The organism is Streptomyces venezuelae (genome assembly GCF_008642315.1).
In the GTDB taxonomy this organism is placed as follows: domain Bacteria; phylum Actinomycetota; class Actinomycetes; order Streptomycetales; family Streptomycetaceae; genus Streptomyces; species Streptomyces venezuelae_D.
In genome coordinates, this window is record NZ_CP029192.1 from 805,774 (window position 1) to 821,031 (window position 15,258).

Annotated in this window: 12 protein-coding genes; 2 read left to right on the plus strand and 10 right to left on the minus strand. The window is 72.0% G+C overall.

The features are described from left to right. Nucleotides 1–215: 215 nt before the first annotated feature. The 10 genes from DEJ48_RS03500 to DEJ48_RS03545 all read right to left on the minus strand — a co-directional run bounded on the left by DEJ48_RS03500 (nt 216) and on the right by DEJ48_RS03545 (nt 12,705). Nucleotides 216–1,496, minus strand: a complete 1,281-nt coding sequence (locus tag DEJ48_RS03500; protein WP_150214355.1) for a sensor histidine kinase — start codon at nt 1,494–1,496, stop codon at nt 216–218. Nucleotides 1,497–1,642: 146 nt separating this feature from the next. After that, nucleotides 1,643–2,296, minus strand: coding sequence for a response regulator transcription factor (locus DEJ48_RS03505; RefSeq protein WP_150214357.1), 654 nt, complete (start codon nt 2,294–2,296; stop codon nt 1,643–1,645). Nucleotides 2,297–2,477: 181 nt separating this feature from the next. Next, the gene (locus tag DEJ48_RS03510; RefSeq protein WP_150220930.1) at nt 2,478–4,640 is read right to left on the minus strand and encodes an ABC transporter ATP-binding protein; all 2,163 of its coding nucleotides are present in this window, start codon (nt 4,638–4,640) and stop codon (nt 2,478–2,480) included. A gap of 47 nt (nt 4,641–4,687) precedes the next feature. Then, the gene (locus DEJ48_RS03515; protein ID WP_150214359.1) at nt 4,688–4,912 is read right to left on the minus strand and encodes an MbtH family protein; all 225 of its coding nucleotides are present in this window, start codon (nt 4,910–4,912) and stop codon (nt 4,688–4,690) included. Nucleotides 4,913–5,001: 89 nt separating this feature from the next. After that, entirely contained in the window at nt 5,002–5,811 is an 810-nt protein-coding gene (locus DEJ48_RS03520; RefSeq protein ID WP_150214361.1) for an alpha/beta fold hydrolase, read from the minus strand. A gap of 12 nt (nt 5,812–5,823) precedes the next feature. Continuing rightward, nucleotides 5,824–7,206 (minus strand): (3,5-dihydroxyphenyl)acetyl-CoA 1,2-dioxygenase DpgC, encoded by a 1,383-nt coding sequence (gene dpgC / locus DEJ48_RS03525; RefSeq protein ID WP_150214363.1) that lies wholly within the window; start codon nt 7,204–7,206, stop codon nt 5,824–5,826. Next, on the minus strand, nt 7,203–7,883 hold the full coding sequence (dpgB, locus tag DEJ48_RS03530) for an enoyl-CoA-hydratase DpgB (protein ID WP_150214365.1): 681 nt from the start codon (nt 7,881–7,883) through the stop codon (nt 7,203–7,205). Before dpgB ends, dpgC begins: the two co-directional genes overlap by 4 nt. A 14-nt stretch (nt 7,884–7,897) precedes the next feature. Further along, nucleotides 7,898–8,983, minus strand: coding sequence for a 3,5-dihydroxyphenylacetyl-CoA synthase DpgA (dpgA, locus tag DEJ48_RS03535; RefSeq protein ID WP_150214366.1), 1,086 nt, complete (start codon nt 8,981–8,983; stop codon nt 7,898–7,900). Nucleotides 8,984–9,044: 61 nt separating this feature from the next. Continuing rightward, nucleotides 9,045–11,291 (minus strand): aminotransferase class I/II-fold pyridoxal phosphate-dependent enzyme, encoded by a 2,247-nt coding sequence (locus DEJ48_RS03540; RefSeq protein WP_150214368.1) that lies wholly within the window; start codon nt 11,289–11,291, stop codon nt 9,045–9,047. A 157-nt stretch (nt 11,292–11,448) separates the two neighbouring features. After that, nucleotides 11,449–12,705, minus strand: coding sequence for a prephenate dehydrogenase (locus DEJ48_RS03545; RefSeq protein WP_190537170.1), 1,257 nt, complete (start codon nt 12,703–12,705; stop codon nt 11,449–11,451). Nucleotides 12,706–12,986: 281 nt separating this feature from the next. Between DEJ48_RS03545 and hppD the strand changes: the two genes are divergently transcribed. Beyond that, complete coding sequence (gene hppD / locus DEJ48_RS03550; RefSeq protein ID WP_223831874.1) at nt 12,987–14,051, plus strand: 4-hydroxyphenylpyruvate dioxygenase; 1,065 nt, start codon at nt 12,987–12,989, stop codon at nt 14,049–14,051. Next, nucleotides 14,032–15,156 (plus strand): alpha-hydroxy acid oxidase, encoded by a 1,125-nt coding sequence (locus tag DEJ48_RS03555; protein ID WP_223831875.1) that lies wholly within the window; start codon nt 14,032–14,034, stop codon nt 15,154–15,156. The genes hppD and DEJ48_RS03555 overlap by 20 nt, the downstream gene beginning before the upstream one ends. Nucleotides 15,157–15,258 lie beyond the last annotated feature (102 nt).

The following is a 15,258-nucleotide window of genomic DNA, read 5'->3' on the forward strand; positions in this document are numbered from 1 at the left end:
GTTCCTACCGGCTGAGTCGTACGAGGGCGAGAGCCGTCCAACCGCTCAGTTTCCGCACTTGGACGGAGAGGCGGAAAGCACGCTCGGGGCATGCCGGAAGGCATGCCCGGGAAAATGCGCGCGGCCTCGCACGGAGAATTAGATGCTAGGACCGCGGCGGGAAAAGGCGCGACCGTCCGGGATTGGCATTCACCGGTGCGCGCGCCCGGCCATTCCTATTCCGAGGCGGTGCTCAGGGAGTGGGGCCCGGTGTCGTACGACTCGGTGGCCGGGGCCGACGGCCGGCCCTGCGTCTGCGGCGGGGTCGGCAGGGGTGGTGCCGTCGTCCGCAAGGGGAAGCCCACTTCCACGACGAGGCCGCCCTGCGGACGTGCGTGCGCGTTCAGCGTCGCGTCGTGGGCAGCGGCGATGGAGCGCACGATCGACAGGCCGAGCCCGTGGTGTCCGTTGTCGGCTTTCCTGCCGATGCGCTGGAAGGGCTCGAAGAGTCGGCTGACGCCCGCGGCCGGGATGGTCGGGCCGGTGTTGGAGACGCGTACGAAGGCGCAGCCGCCTCGTACGCCGGTCACGACCGTCACCCAGCCGTCGGGCACGTTGTACCCCATGGCGTTGTCCACGAGGTTGGCGACGAGGCGTTCGACGAGGGCGTCGTCGCCCCACAGGCCCGCGGGGTGAACGTGCGCCTCGACCCGCAGGTTCCGGTGTTCGGCCTCTTTTTGGGCGCCGACCAGCACGTTGCCGGTCAGCTCGGCCAGGTCCAGCGGCTCCCTGCGGTCGAGGCCGCGTTCGCTGCCGGAGAGGGTCAGGAGCGACTCCAGGAGGCGGGCCTGCTGTTCGCTGAGGGTCAGGAGGCGCTCGAAGTTCGACCTGAAGGAGTCCACCGTGGCGTCACGGTCGATGAGGGACTCCTCCAGGAGCGCGTGTTCCACGGTCAGGGGGGTGCGCAGTTCGTGCGCCGCGTTGGCGACGAACCGTTTGTGGGAGTCCAGGGCCGCTTCGAGGCGGCCGAGGAGGCCGTCGACGGTGTCGGCCAGGTCCTTCAGTTCGTCGCCGGGCCCCTCGACGGCGAGGCGTTCGTGCACGTTGTGCGCGGAGATGCGCTGGACGGTGGTGGTGATGGTGCGCAGGGGGCGCAGGACCCGGCCCGCGACGAGCCAGCCGAGGCCTATGGCGATCACCGACATGATCGCCAGTGCGATGCCGGACTGGGTCAGGAGATGCTGCATTTCGGCTGCGTGCTGGCGCATCGCCTGCTGTTGCTGGGCGTGCGCGAAGCTGTCGACCGCTCCGGGGACCTCGTCGCGCGTGTACATGTGGACGCCCGCGTCGCCGGGTGAGCCGGAGCCGCCGCGGCGGCTGACGAGGACCGTGCTGGTGGGGCGGTTGACCAGCAGGTAGGTGATCGTGAGCAGGACGGCGCCGGAGATGACGAAGAGCAGGCCGTACAGGAGGGTGAGCCGCATGCGGACCCGCCGGGGCACGAGGCGCGAGCGCATCCCCGCGACGGTACGAGGGCGGACCTCGCGTGACCGGGCCGCGCGGGACCCGGCTGTACCTGAACGGGCCGCGTGTGAGCGGGCGTTACGTGACCGGGCCGTGCGGGCCGCGCTGCGCAGGCGCATCGTCATCTCGCTTCACATCGTCAGATCCGGTACCCGCCGCGGGGCACGGTTTCGATCACCGGCGGGGAACCGAGCTTCGGCCGCAGCCTGTTGATGGTCGCCTTGACCGTCGTGGTGAACGGATCGGTCGCCTCGTCCCACACGCGTTCCAGGAGCTCCTCGGCCGATACGACGCGGCCGCGGGCGGCCAGCAGGTATTCGAGGACCCCGAACTCCTTCGGGGTGAGCGCCAGTCGGTCCCCGGCGCGGGTCACGATCCGCTGGGCGGGGTCGAGCCGCAGGTCGCCGTGGACGAGGATCGGCGGGACGGCCGGCTGGGCGCGACGTGCCACCGCCCGGATGCGAGCGACGAGTTCGGCGTACGCGAACGGCTTGGGGAGGTAGTCGTCGGCGCCAAGACTGAGACCCTCGACGCGGTCCGCGATCGTGCCGGACGCGGTGAGCATGAGGACGCGGGTGCGGGCGGGCTCCGCCATCAGGGCTCCGCACACCTCATCGCCGTGCACGGTGGGGAGGTCGCGGTCGAGTACCACCACGTCGTAGTCGACGACCGACGCGCGCTCCAGCGCGTCCTCTCCGTCATAGACGACGTCGACGGCCATGCCTTCTCTGCGCAGCACTCTGGCCACGGAGTCCGCCAGTTCGGTCTGGTCCTCGGCCACCAGCACCCGCACAGCCCCACCCCCCGATGGATCATGGCTGACCAGGATCTCCGAGCGGGGGTCACACACTGGTCACAGCCCGCCGCCCGCACTCAGCGTACCGGCGGGGCGCCCGCGCGGGACCGGTACGGCGGTACGGCATCCGCGGCGCGGGGTGCCGCGCCGCGGATGCCGCGGGAGGGGAGGGCTGGTCTCATCCGTGGCCGGGCGGCGGTGGGCCGCCGGGGCCGGGACCGTGGTGGTGACGTGGACCTCCCGGCCCACCGGGCCCGCCTGGTCCACCGGGTCCGCCCGGTCCCGCGAGGAAGACGCCCGGCCCGCCGGGGAAGGCGCCGTTCGGGCCGCCCGGCATCGGGCCCCCGGGTCCGCCGGTGAGCACCGGTCCCGGGCCGCCGTGCGGGCCGCCGACCGGCTCGGGAACAGGAGCGTCGCCGTTCTCGGAGCTGTTCTCGGCGGGCTGCCGGGAGAACTGCGTGCGGTACAACTCCGCGTACTGCCCATCCAGTTGCATGAGCTCCTCGTGCGTGCCCCGCTCCTGGACCCGGCCTTTGTCGACGACCAGGATCTGGTCGGCGTCCCTGATGGTGGAGAGGCGGTGCGCGATCACCAGGGAGGTGCGGCCCTTCAGCGCGGACTGCAGGGCACGTTGGAGTGCCGCCTCGGACTCCGAGTCGAGGTGTGCGGTGGCCTCGTCGAGCACGACGATGGGCGGGGCCTTGAGGAGCAGCCGTGCCATCGCGACGCGCTGTTTCTCGCCGCCGGAGAAGCGGTAGCCGCGGTCGCCGACGACGGTGTCGAAGCCGTCGGGCAGGGAGGAGATCAGGTCCCAGATCTGCGCCGCCCTGCACGCGTCGACGAGTTCCTGCTCGGTGGCCTCGGGCCGGGCGTAGGTGAGGTTGTCGCGGATGGTCGCGTGGAAGAGGTGTGCGTCCTGCGTGACCATGCCGACGGTGTCGTTCAGCGACTTCAGGGTGACGTCGCGGATGTCGTGGCCACCGATGCGGATGACGCCCTCGACGGGATCGTAGAGGCGCGGCACGAGGTGGGTGATGGTGGTCTTGCCCGCGCCCGACGGGCCGACCAGCGCGGTGAGTTTGCCCGCGGGGACGGTGAAGGTCAGGTCGCGCAGGGTCCAGGTGTTCTGCGTGCGCTCCTGCGAGGGCAGGGCGATGGACTCCAGTGAGGCGAGCGAGACGTCCGCGGCCTGCGGGTAGTGGAACGAGACGTTCTCGAAGCTGACCTCCGGCGCCATGCGGCTGCCGTCCGCCGCTGCCGTGGCCGAGGCGGCCGGCAGGGGCACCGCGTTCTCCTTCTCGGAGATGAGCGGCTTGAGGTCGAGGATCTCGAAGAGCCGGTCGAAGCTGACGAGGGCCGTCAGGACGCTCGTCTGGGCGCTGGACAGCTGGTTGATCGGGCCCATCAGCCGGGTGAGCAGGGTCGCCAGGGCCACCAGGGTGCCGATCTGGAACGTGCCCTCGATGACGAGGGCGCCGCCGATGCCGTACACGAGGGCGGTGGCGATGGCGCCGACGAGCGTCATCGTCAGGAAGAGCATCTTGCCGTAGACGGAGGTCAGGACCCCGAGGTCGCGTCCCTTGCGGGCCAGCCGGGAGAACATGCCGGTCTCACTGGCGGGACGGCCGTACAGCTTGGCGAGCAGGGCGCCGGTGACGTTGAAGCGCTCGTTCATGAACGAGCCGACCTCGGCGTTGACCTGCATGTGCTCGCGCATGATCCGCTGCAGCCTGCGGCCCACGACGCGGCCCGGCAGGATGAAGAGCGGGATCACCACGAGGGAGACCAGGGTGACCACCCAGGAGAGGTAGAACATGGCGCCGAGGACGAGGATCAGGGTCAGTCCGGCGGATACCACCGTGGACAGCAGCGCGGTCACCGCCTGTTGGGCGCCGACGACGTCGGTGTTGAGGCGGCTGACGAGGGACCCGGTCTGGGCGCGGGTGAAGAACGCGAGCGGCTGACGCTGCACATGGTCGAAGATCTTGGTGCGCAGGTCGTAGATGAGCCCTTCGCTGACGCGGCCCGAGTACCAGGCCTCCGCGAAGCCGAAGACGGTGCTGAACAGCGCGAGGACGGCGACCGCCACGGCGATCCACACGACCACCGAGGTGTCCCTGGCGACGATGCCGTCGTCGATGAGGTACTTGAAGAGAATGGGAGTGGCCACCACGTTGCATGCGTTGAGCACGGTGACGACCAGGAGAACGCCTATGTTGAAGCGATACGGTTTCGTATAGGGGAGGATTCGCCTGGCCGTGCCACGCTTGATTTTCTGCTTGGTCACCGCCTCGTCGGGACCCATCCCCCGCATCAGTACCGGCCCCGGGCCGCCGATCATGGCCACGAAAACCTCCTGTTTTCGTTGTCGTTTCGGTCGGGGAACACCTAGCGTGCGGCTTCGGACTTCTCCATCTCGTCGATGAGGCTCTGCGGACGCATGTCCGTCCAGTTCTCCTCGACATAGTCCAGGCAGGCCTTCCGCGTGTCTTCTCCGAACACGGTCCGCCAGCCGGCCGGGACTTCGGCGAAGGCGGGCCAGAGCGAATGCTGGTTCTCGTCGTTGACGAGAACCAGGAACGTGCCGTTTTCGTCGTCGAACGGGTTCGGCATAACCACTCCGATCAATTTCCGTCGGCAGGACGTGTTTCACGCTAGCCGGGTGGTTCAGGGCCGACAAGGCCGTCCAGAGAGCACGCTTTTCACGGTTGCCGGCCGGCGAAGAATCCGGTGATCGCGGAATTCACTTCGGCTGGCCGCTCCAGATATCCGTAGTGGCCGCAGCCGGGGATCTCCGTATAGCAGCTGCCGGGAATGGACCGCGCGACCTCGCGGGAGAGGTGCGGGCGGATGACGAGGTCGTCCTGGAACCCGATGACGAGACAGCGGCTGGTGATGTTCCGGTACGCGCTCAGCCGGTCGGGGACGAGTTGCAGGCCCAGCTGCCCGCGTACGCCCGTCACGTCGACGGCGGACATCTCGAAGACGGCGAGCCAGTCCCGCAGCCGCTCCTCGTCGTCGAGGGTGCGCGGGGAGAGGTTCTGCAGGGCCTGTACGTAGGCGGCGAAGCGCGGCGGGAGTTTGCCGCCGGTGTCGCTGAGTTCCATGTCGGCGGCGGTCATCGCGGCGGTCAGGGTGTCCGTGCGGCCGCTCGTCGCCATCAGGACGGCCTGGTGGACGAGGTCGGGGCGGGCGAGCAGGAGTTCCTGTACGGCCATCGCGCCGAGCGAGTAGCCCACGACCCTGCACGCACCCTCCCCCAGGTGCTCGATGAGCCCGGCGACGTCCGCCACCATGTCGGCGAGCGTGAAGCCCTCCGGGCACGGATCGCTCGGCGGAATACCCCGGTTGTCGAGGGTGATCACTCGGTAGCCGGCGACGGTGAGGGCCGGCACCTGGTGCGTCCGCCACATGCGGCCGGGCGCGCCGGTGCCGGTGACCATGACCACCGGCTCACCGGTGCCGTACTCGTCGTAGCCGAGGTGGGTCCCGTTGATCCGGGCGATCGGCATCGCGGTCTCTCCTCACCCGGCGCTCGGCGCGGCCGCGGCGAACCGGCCGACCTTGTCGATGACGTCCTGTCCGTAGATGCGCAGGGCCTGCTGGAGCGCGAACTCCGCCATGTACGCGCGGAACGCGTCGGGCGGCTCCTCCGCGAGGTTCAGCATCCGCCGGTTGGCGAGGACCGCGTCACCGTCGAGGCGCGTCAGGCTCGCCTCGACGGCGGCGTCCATGTCCTCGGGCTCCACGACCTCGTCGACGACGAGCCGCGCGTCGGGTTCGGCCGCCCTGATCCTGCGACCTTCGAGGATGACCTGCCGGGACAGGCGCGGACCCGCGTACCGGCCGAACCGGAAGTTGGCGACGCCGGGGATGATGCCCTCCTTGGCCGCGGGGAGGCTGAGGTAGGCGTCCGACGCGGCGAGCACGTGGTCGCAGACCAGCAGGATCTGGGTGCCGCCGCCGATGGCGAAGCCGTCGACGGCGGCGACCCACGGCTTCTCCACGAAGGGCGAGTGCCACTGCCCGGGGTGATCGGTCCGGATGCCGCGGACGAGCTTGTGGAGGTAGCCGAGTTCGCGGCGCAGCAGGAAGCCGACGAGCGGGATGTCGCCGGAGCTGAGGCTCTTGAGGTTGATGCCGGCGCTGAACACGCGCCTGCCCCGGTAGCGGGGGTGGCGCATCTCGCCGCCGCGCAGGAGGCCGACCCGGACGGCCGGGTCGAGCAGCGCGAGGTCGACGGCGGTCTCCATGTCGTCGACCTGCCGGACGTCCTCGGCGTTCAGGCAGTCGTCCCTGCACAGGGTCAGGCGTGCCACGCCGTCGGCGCCCCGCTCGACGCGCACGGAGTCCATCTCCACGGTGCCGGTGCGCGTGAACTCGTCCAGGAGCGCCAGGGCGCGGGGGGTCGGCCGGAGCATGGCGTCGAGCAGGTGCGGTCCCGCGTACGCCGAGCGGAGCACGGCCCGCAGGAAGATGCCCTGGTCGATCTCGTGCCCCTCCTTGGCCGCCTGCGGCTTGCTCCGTTCGGCGGCGAGCAGCGTCTCGTCGGGCACCAAGCCCGGGAAGGCCGCGGCTGCCGCGTCGAGGAGTGCGTCGATACGCGGGGACTCGGCGCGGTCCTCGGTCAGCAGGGCGTACACGGCGTCCGCGTGGGCGTCGAGGAAGGCGGACCGCAGGGCGCGTGCCGCGTCTTTCGCCGCCGCGATCCGGGCGCGTTGCCCAGGGGTGCGCGCGGACGGTTCCGGCGAGGCGGCCACCAGGTCGTCCACGCGCGCCGGGGCTCCGCACGATGCGACGAGACCGGACCACGCGTCCTGGACGGAGTCGCTCCGGGACCCGTGCGCGCACCGCTGTCCGCCGGCTTCGCGCGCGGAGCGCTGTCCGGACGGCAGGACCGTCGTCATGAGGTGCGCACCTCCGGCGTCGCGCGCTGCCGCAGGGCGCGGTCGCAGGCGGCGAGGTGCGCGCCGAGCGCGTCCTCGAATCCGGTGGTCGCGGCGTCGAACATCAGCTGCCGCCGGATCGCGATCTCCTTGCCCGACAGCTTCCCGGCCATCCCGGCCACGGCGGCCACCGCCGCCGTGGGGTCGTCGGTCAGCTCGTCCACGACGCCGAGGGCGAGTGCGTCGGCGGCCTCGACCGGACGGCCGAACAGGAGCGCTCTGCGGATCCGGGCGACCCCGGCGAGGCGGACCAGGCGGTAGCCGGCCATCCCTGGCCAGGTCGCCGTCGCGTCGTGCGGGAGCAGCAGCCGGGTGTCCGGGGCGGCGACGCGGACGTCGGCGGCGAGGAACGCCTCGAGCGCGGTGCCTCCGCAGTCGCCGTGCGCCACGGCGACCGTGGCGAGGGGCAGCCGCTCCAGGCGGCGCAGCACACGTTCCCACTTGGTGACCAGCATGACGTCGAGGTTCCCGGACCAGCCGTCGTCCGGCGCGCCCGTGACGCGGAGGGCGACGACGGGGCCGTCTGCGCCTGTGCCCGCCGCGTCCTCGGCCCGTTCGCAGAGGGCGGCGACCGCTTTGACGGCGGTGGCCGACATCGGCTCGGAGCCGTCCAACTCCAGTGCGTACAGAGGGTGCATGGCTTCTTCCGTCCTCACCATCGGATCAGCGCCGTCTCGATCGTGGAGCCCGGGCCCATCGTCATGAGCACTCCGTACTCGCCGGGCCGTGCGACGCCCTCTTCGAGGAGACGTTCGTAGGAGAACAGGAACGAGCCGCTGGACACGTTCCCGTGGTCGCGCAGCACACCGACCGTGTGGCGCACGTCGTGGCGGGTGAGGCCGAGGTTGACCACGACCGCGTCGATGACCTTCTTGCCCCCGGAGTGCACCAGCCAGTGCCGGATGTCGCTCCTGCGCAGACCGGTGCCCGCGAGCAGGCGGTCGACGACCGGCTCGGCGTGCGCGCCGACCACGTACGGGATCTGCGGGTCGAGGAAGAAGCTGAACCTGCTCTGGGCGCGGTCCCAGTCGTAGCGCATGGCGTCGACCGCTTCGGGGATGACGCGGCTCGCGAACTTCAGGACGGTCGGGGGCTCGGCGCCCGTCGCGGAGGGCGCGGGGCTCTCGTCGGCCAGCAGCGCGACGGCCGCCGCGCCGTCGCCGAACAGGCTGTTGACGACCGCGGTCCGCATCGTCGAGTCGACCGTGTAGGCGGCGGAGCATGCCTCCACGCAGAGCACGACGGCGAGTTCCCCGGGGTGGGCCGTGGCCCAGCCGGCCACCACGCCGAGGGCGTTGAGGCCCGCGTTGCAGCCCATGCCGACGATGTCGGTGCGCGAGCAGTGGCGGTCGATGCCCAGTTCGCGGATGAGCAGGGCGCTGATGCCGGGCGTGAGGAGACCGGTGGAGGTCACACAGCACAGGTGGCGCAGGTCGGACAGCTCGGCGCCCGCCTCCTTGAGGCAGGCGCGCAGTGCCTCGCCGCCCATCTCCAGGGCCAGTGCCCTGTGCTTGTCGAGCAGGTCGCCCTGGGACTCGGGGGTGCGGACGCCGTGTGCGTCCTGTGCGGGGAGGGTGAGGTTGCGGCGCTCGATGGCGCTGTTGAGGAAGACGGAGCGCACCTTGGGGTCGGTGATCCCGAAGGCGTCAAGCACTTCCCGCTGCGTGTAGGAGGCGGGGGTGACGGCCGTGCCCACTCCGGTGAGGCGAGGGCGGGTGGCGAGGGACGTGGTGGTCATCGGAAGGTCCACCCCCACATGCGTGGTTTGCTGCGCGGATGCCGCGTGCTGCCGTTCACGGTCAGGTCCCCTCTCGTGTGGCGGAGGCTCGTGCGCTCTCGGACTCGATGAACCGCACGAGCCGTGCGACGCCCTCGCCGATCTGGGCGGGCGTCAGATAGCTGGTCGACAGGCGGATGCCGTGCAGGCCTCCGCCGCCGGGGTGGAAGTACGTCATCGGCGTCCAGATGACGCCGTGGTCCTGCGCCGAGCGGATCAGCGCGGCGTTGTCCGCGCGGAAGGGCACCCGCAGGGTGAGGAAGAAGCCGCCGGTGGGCTCGTTCCACCGCACGCCCAGGGCCTCGCGGCGCTCCGGCGGCAGGTGGGCGTCGAGCTCCCTGAGCGTGGCGCGCATGGCGTCTCCGTAGTACGCGGACGCCGCGCTGTTGAGCTCAGAGATCTTGCCGCCCGCCGCGAGGAGCGTGCCCGCCACGGCCGCCTGGCTGAGCGACGAGGTGTTGACCGTCACCATGCTCTTGATCTTGGCGAGGTCGTCCGCGAGCAGGCCGGTGCGCCCGGACGCGTCGACGACGGGCTGGTCGGCGACGACGAACCCGACGCGGGCGCCGGGGAACACCGTCTTGGAGAAGGAGCCGAGGTGGACGACCGTGTGGGCGCGGTCCTGCGACTTCAGGGTCGGCAGCGGCAGGCCGGGGCTGACCAGGCGGTACGGGCTGTCCTCAAGGATCAGGATGCCGTGCCGTGCGGCGAGTTCGAGGAGCTCGGCGCGGGCCCGCGGGCCCATGGTGGTCCCGGACGGGTTCGAGTGGTCGGGGACGACGTAGAAGGCGCGGGGCCTGCGTCCGCGGGCCCGTTCGTTCCTGATCGCCGCCTCCAGGTCGGCGCAGGACACGCCGTCCTCCCGCTCCTCCACGGGGGTCACGGCGATGTCCAGGAGGCGGGCGGCGCCGGTGATGCCGACGTAGCAGGGGCTGGAGACGAGGAGCACGTCGTCGGGTCCTGTGATCAGGGCGCGCAGCACGAGGAGCATGGCTTCCTGCGCGCCGACCGTCACCACGATGGACTCGGCCGGTACGTCGATGTTCTCGTCGGCGCGCAGCGAGTCGGCGATGATCTCGCGGATCAGGCCGGCGGTGGGCCCGTACTGGTACATGGCGGTCCGCACCTGCTGGGGCGAACTCCCCTGTTCCTCCAGGTGGTTGAGGTAGCGGCGCAGGTGGGTGAAGATCTGCTCGCTGTCGAAGAACCCGTCGTAGGGGCGTCCCGGCGCGAAGGAGATCGCCTCGGGGTAGCGGGTGGTGATCTCGTTGAGGAACGTCATCGTGTCCAGGACCGGGTCGGACACGCTGGCGTGCAGTTCGCTCCTGTGCAGCGGCCGTGCGGCCGGGGGCGGCGCCGGATCGGCGGGGCGGGGTCCGGTGCGGACGAGGCCGGGGCCGATGTCCGCGACCGTGGCGGTGCCGGTGAACGTCATCGCGTCGCCCAGCTCCCGTACGAGGACGTCGAGCACCTCCGCCACGCCCGCGCGCCCGCCGGCCCGCAGCCCGTGCAGGACCGGGCGTCCCGCGAACACCGCGTCGGCTCCGGCGGCGACCGCCGTCAGCACGTCGGCGCCGCGCCGCACCCCACCGCTCAGCAGGACCGGGCAGCGTCCCGCCACGGCCTCCGCGATACCGGGGAGCGCGTCGAGGGAGGTGACGACGACGCCGTCGGCGCCGCTGTCCAGGGCGCGCAGCGCGTCGCTCGTGGTGCGCACGCCGGCGACGAGCAGCGGCAGGGCGGTCGCGGCGCGGAGACGGTCCACGTCGGGCCAGTCGGCGCGGGCGTCGAGCAGGGAGCGTACGTCGCTCAGCGCGCCCTGGCGCGCGAGGTTGGCGGGGGCCGCGGCCCTCTTGAAGCGGGTGTCGTCGAGGCCGCCCAGCGCGAGGAGCACGGCGCCGAACCCGGCGCCCTCGGCGTGTTCGGCGAGCTGCCGCTCGGTGGTCCGGTCCCGGAAGGCGTAGGTGCGCAGCCACGGCGGGACCTCGGTGGCGGAGGCGAGCTCGGTGAAGGTCCGTTCGGCGAAGGCGCCCACGACACACGGAAGTTGGGCCGCTCCGGCCGCACGGACCACGGCGAGTTCGCCGCCGGGACGTGCGGGGGCGTGGAGCGGCCCGACGATCAGCGGTGCCGGCCACGCGCGGCCGAGGACCTTCACGGTGGTGTCGGGCGGCCCGGCGGTTCCCGTACCGCCCTGTCGCAGCCCTCTGCGCTCGAACGCCTCGCGGTTCGCGGCCGATGCGCCGCTGTCGGCCGTCTGTTCCGGCATGAATGTCTCCCCGGCGTCCGGAAGTTATCGGGAAAGTGCTATCCGTCGCTCAGAGTCACACGGTTCTCGACGGACCAACAACGCGTCCAACCGGCCGATTCGCACAGTTGGACAGGCGCGGACACGCACGGACACGCCGGAACATGCTCGCCGATGGTCACTGTGGGCGACGGCCGGATCGGACCGTGTCGGCGAGCAGCACTCCATCGAGATCGCGGTCGAGGTCGCGGGCGCGGTCGAGCGCGTTGTCGGGGTCGCGGCCGGGCATGTCCTCCGGGTCGCGGCCGGGCGTGTCCTCGGGGTCGCGGTCCCCTTCTCGTACGACATCCCAGCCTCCGGCGTCGAGCACGGCCACGAGGCGGTCGGCGGTGCGCGCCGGAACGCCGAAGCGTACGGCGAACCCCGAGAGGGCCGGGACGCCCGCGGGGCCCACGCTCTCGACACAGGCGTCGTCCGCGGCCACCCCCGCCTCCGCCGCGGCGGCGAGCAGCCGCGCCAGCTCTCCGGGGCGGTCCGCGACGGCGACCCGCACCCGAGAGCCCCCGGACGCCCCGCCGTGCCGGGTGTCCGGGATCTCCGCGAGGCCGGAGATGCCCCGGTCGAGGAGGTCCACGAGCGTGCGCATGCCGTGGTCGCGCCCGCTGTCGCCGGGCCTGGCGAGCGCGTCCAGCGCCGGCACGAGCCGGGAGAGGTCCGTGTGCAGGTCCTTCAGGACGCCGGCGATCGCCGGGGCGTTGGCCTGCAGGATGTCGCCCCAGAGCCGCGAGTCGCCGCCCGCGATACGGGTGGCGTCGCGCAGGCCCTGTCCGGCGAGGCTCGGCAGGTCGGCCGGGCCCTCGCGCAGCCTCGCGGCCATCAGACTGGCCATCAAGTGAGGCACGTGGGAGGTCACTGCCACCGCGGCGTCGTGATCCCGGCTGTGCATCACGACCGGGACGGCCTCGCACAGGGCGACCAGTTCCAGGGCGCGGTCGAAGGCATCGTCGGAGGTCAGCCGGGACGGGGTGAGCACCCAGTTGCGGCCGCGGAAGAGGTCGGCACGGGCGGCGAGGGGGCCGGAGCGCTCGCGGCCCGCGAGCGGATGCCCGCCGATGTAGCGGTGCGGGTCGGGGGCGCGGCTCAGGGCGGCCCGCTCGGGGCCCGCCTTCACCGACGCCACGTCGGTGTACGTCGCGGCGAGCCCGCGCTCCTGCGCCTCGGCGAGCACGGCGCCCACCTGGCTGGGCGGGACGGCGATCACGGCCAGGTCCACCGGTTCCCCCGGGACGTCCGCGATGCCGGCGCCGAGGGCGGCGGCGGTGCGGGCCGCGGCGGGGTCGCGGTCGGCGAGGAACACCGTGACGCCGTGCCGGCTCACCGCCAGGGCGACGGAGGTCCCGATCAGGCCCGTGCCGATGACGGCCATGGTGCGCATCACTAGTCATCACCCGCTCGAAAGGCACCGACCATAAACGGAAAGGCCCGCCGATTTTACGGCCGGAATCTCGCCCCTGTATTTCACCGCCGACTTCTTGGACGGTGTGCGTCCTGGACACCGGCTGGCCGTCCATTGCGCGCTTGGCCAAATCCGAAAGCGGATCGTAGAGTCCAGAAGCTCATTTATCTCCGGATCTGGAGACACCCATGAGGGATTTACCGGAAGCAGCAGAATCAGCGGAATCACCAGAAGCAGCGGATCCGCTCGCGGATCTCTCCATGGACTACGTGGAGATGTACGTCGAGGACCTGGAGGCGGCCGTCGCGCACTGGACCGACCGGTACGCCTTCACGGTCGTCGGCACCGGCACGTCCGCGGACCACCGCGGCGCGACCGTGCGGCACGGGCGGATCACGCTCGTCCTGACCCAGGCGACGTCGGAGCTGCACCCCGCGTCCGCGTACGTCATGAGCCACGGGGACGGCGTCGCGGACATCGCGCTGCGCACGGCCGACCCCGATGCCGCCTTCCACGCCGGGCTCGCACGCGGCGCGATCGCCCACCGGTTCCCCCGCCGGCGCACGGAGAGCGGTACGGCCGGGTCCCCGGCGTTCCGCGGTTTCGGGGACCTGGTCCACACGCTCGTGCGGAAGGGTCCCGACGAGGGTCCCGGACTGCCCGTCGGCCACGTTCCGGTGCATGGCGCGGAGTCGGACACCGAACGGTCAGACGCGGTCGGCCTGTTGGAGCTCGACCACGTCGCCGTGTGCCTGCCGGCGGGCGACCTCGACGCGATGGTCGCGTACTACCGCGATGCCCTGGGCTTCCGGTTCGTCTTCGAGGAACACATCGTCGTGGGCACGCAGGCCATGGAGTCGAAGGTCGTGCAGAGCCGCTCCGGCACGGTGACCCTGACCCTCATCGAGCCCGACACCTCGGCCGCCACGGGCCAGATCGACGAGTTCCTCAAGGGCCACCAGGGCGCGGGCGTCCAGCACCTGGCGTTCTCCTCGCGGGACGCGGTCGACTCCGTGCGGGCGCTGTCCGGGCGTGGTGTCTCGTTCCTGCGCACCCCGGCCTCGTACTACGACCTCCTCGGGCAGCGCGTGGAGCTCGGCGAGGAGCGGCTGGCCGACCTGCGGTCGACGCACGTCCTCGCGGACGAGGACCACGACGGGCGGCTCTTCCAGATCTTCACCGCCTCGACCCATCCGCGGAAGACGCTGTTCTTCGAGGTCATCGAGCGCCAAGGCGCCGCGACCTTCGGCAGCGCGAACATCAAGGCGCTCTACGAAGCGGTGGAACTGGAGCGGACCAAGCAGCGTGGCTTCGACCAGCGATGACCGCGCCGTGCACCCCGAGCACCTGCACTGCCTCGCCGACGCCGAACGCGCCGCCGCCGCCGTACTGCCCGCCGCCGTCCGCGACTTCCTGGCCGGGGGCAGCGGCGCCGAGGTGACGCTCGACGCCAACCGCACGGCGCTGGACCGGGTCTTCGTGGTCCCTCGCGTGCTCCGGGACGTGTCGGCGTGCACGACGGGGACGACGCTGCTCGGGCGCCCGGCCCGGCTGCCCCTCGCGCTCGCGCCGGTCGCCTACCAGCGGCTCGTGCACGCCGAGGGGGAGCTGGCCGCCGCCCGGGCGGCGCGGGAGGCCGGGGTGCCGTTCACCGCGAGCACGCTCAGCAGCGTCCCCGTCGAGCGGCTCACGGCGCTCGGCGGGGCCGTCTGGTTCCAGCTCTACTGGTTGCGCGAGGCGGGCCGCTCCCTCGACCTGGTGCGGCGGGCCGAGGACGCCGGCGCCGAGGCGATCATGCTCACGGTCGACGTGCCGTGGATGGCACGGCGACTGCGCGACGTGCGCAACCGGTTCGCGCTGCCCGGCCGCGTGCGCGCCGCCCACTTGGCGCAGGGCCCGTCCGCGGCACACCGGACGCCGTCCGGTCCCGGTCACGCGTCGGCGCTGGCCGCGCACACGGCGGCCGTGTTCTCACCCGCCCTGACGTGGTCGTCGGTGGAGGCATTGCGGGAGCGCACCCGGCTGCCGCTGGTCCTGAAGGGGATCCTGGCGGCCGAGGACGCGGTGCGCGCCGCCGCGTGCGGGGTGGACGCCGTGGTGGTGTCCAACCACGGCGGCCGCCAGCTGGACGGTGCCGTGCCGAGCGTCGACGCGCTGCCGGAGGTGGTGGCCGCTGTCGCCGGACGCTGCGAGGTCCTCCTGGACAGCGGCATCCGCAGCGGTACGGACGTGCTGCGGGCGCTGGCGCTCGGCGCGTCCGGCGTCCTGGTGGGCAGGCCCGCGCTCTGGGGCCTGGCCGTCGGCGGCGAGGGCGGGGTGCGGCGAGTCCTCGACCTGCTGGCGGACGAGTTCCGGGACGCCCTGGGCCTCGCGGGGTGCGTGAACGCGGCCGCCGCGCGCGAACTGCGGACGGTACGGCACGACGGCTGAAGGAAATGCGAACGGCCGCCGCGGAATGCCGGAATCGATTCGCCCCGGCACGGAGAAATGCTTCCCCGAAACAACCGACCGGCGGCGGCGCGGCGAACAGCG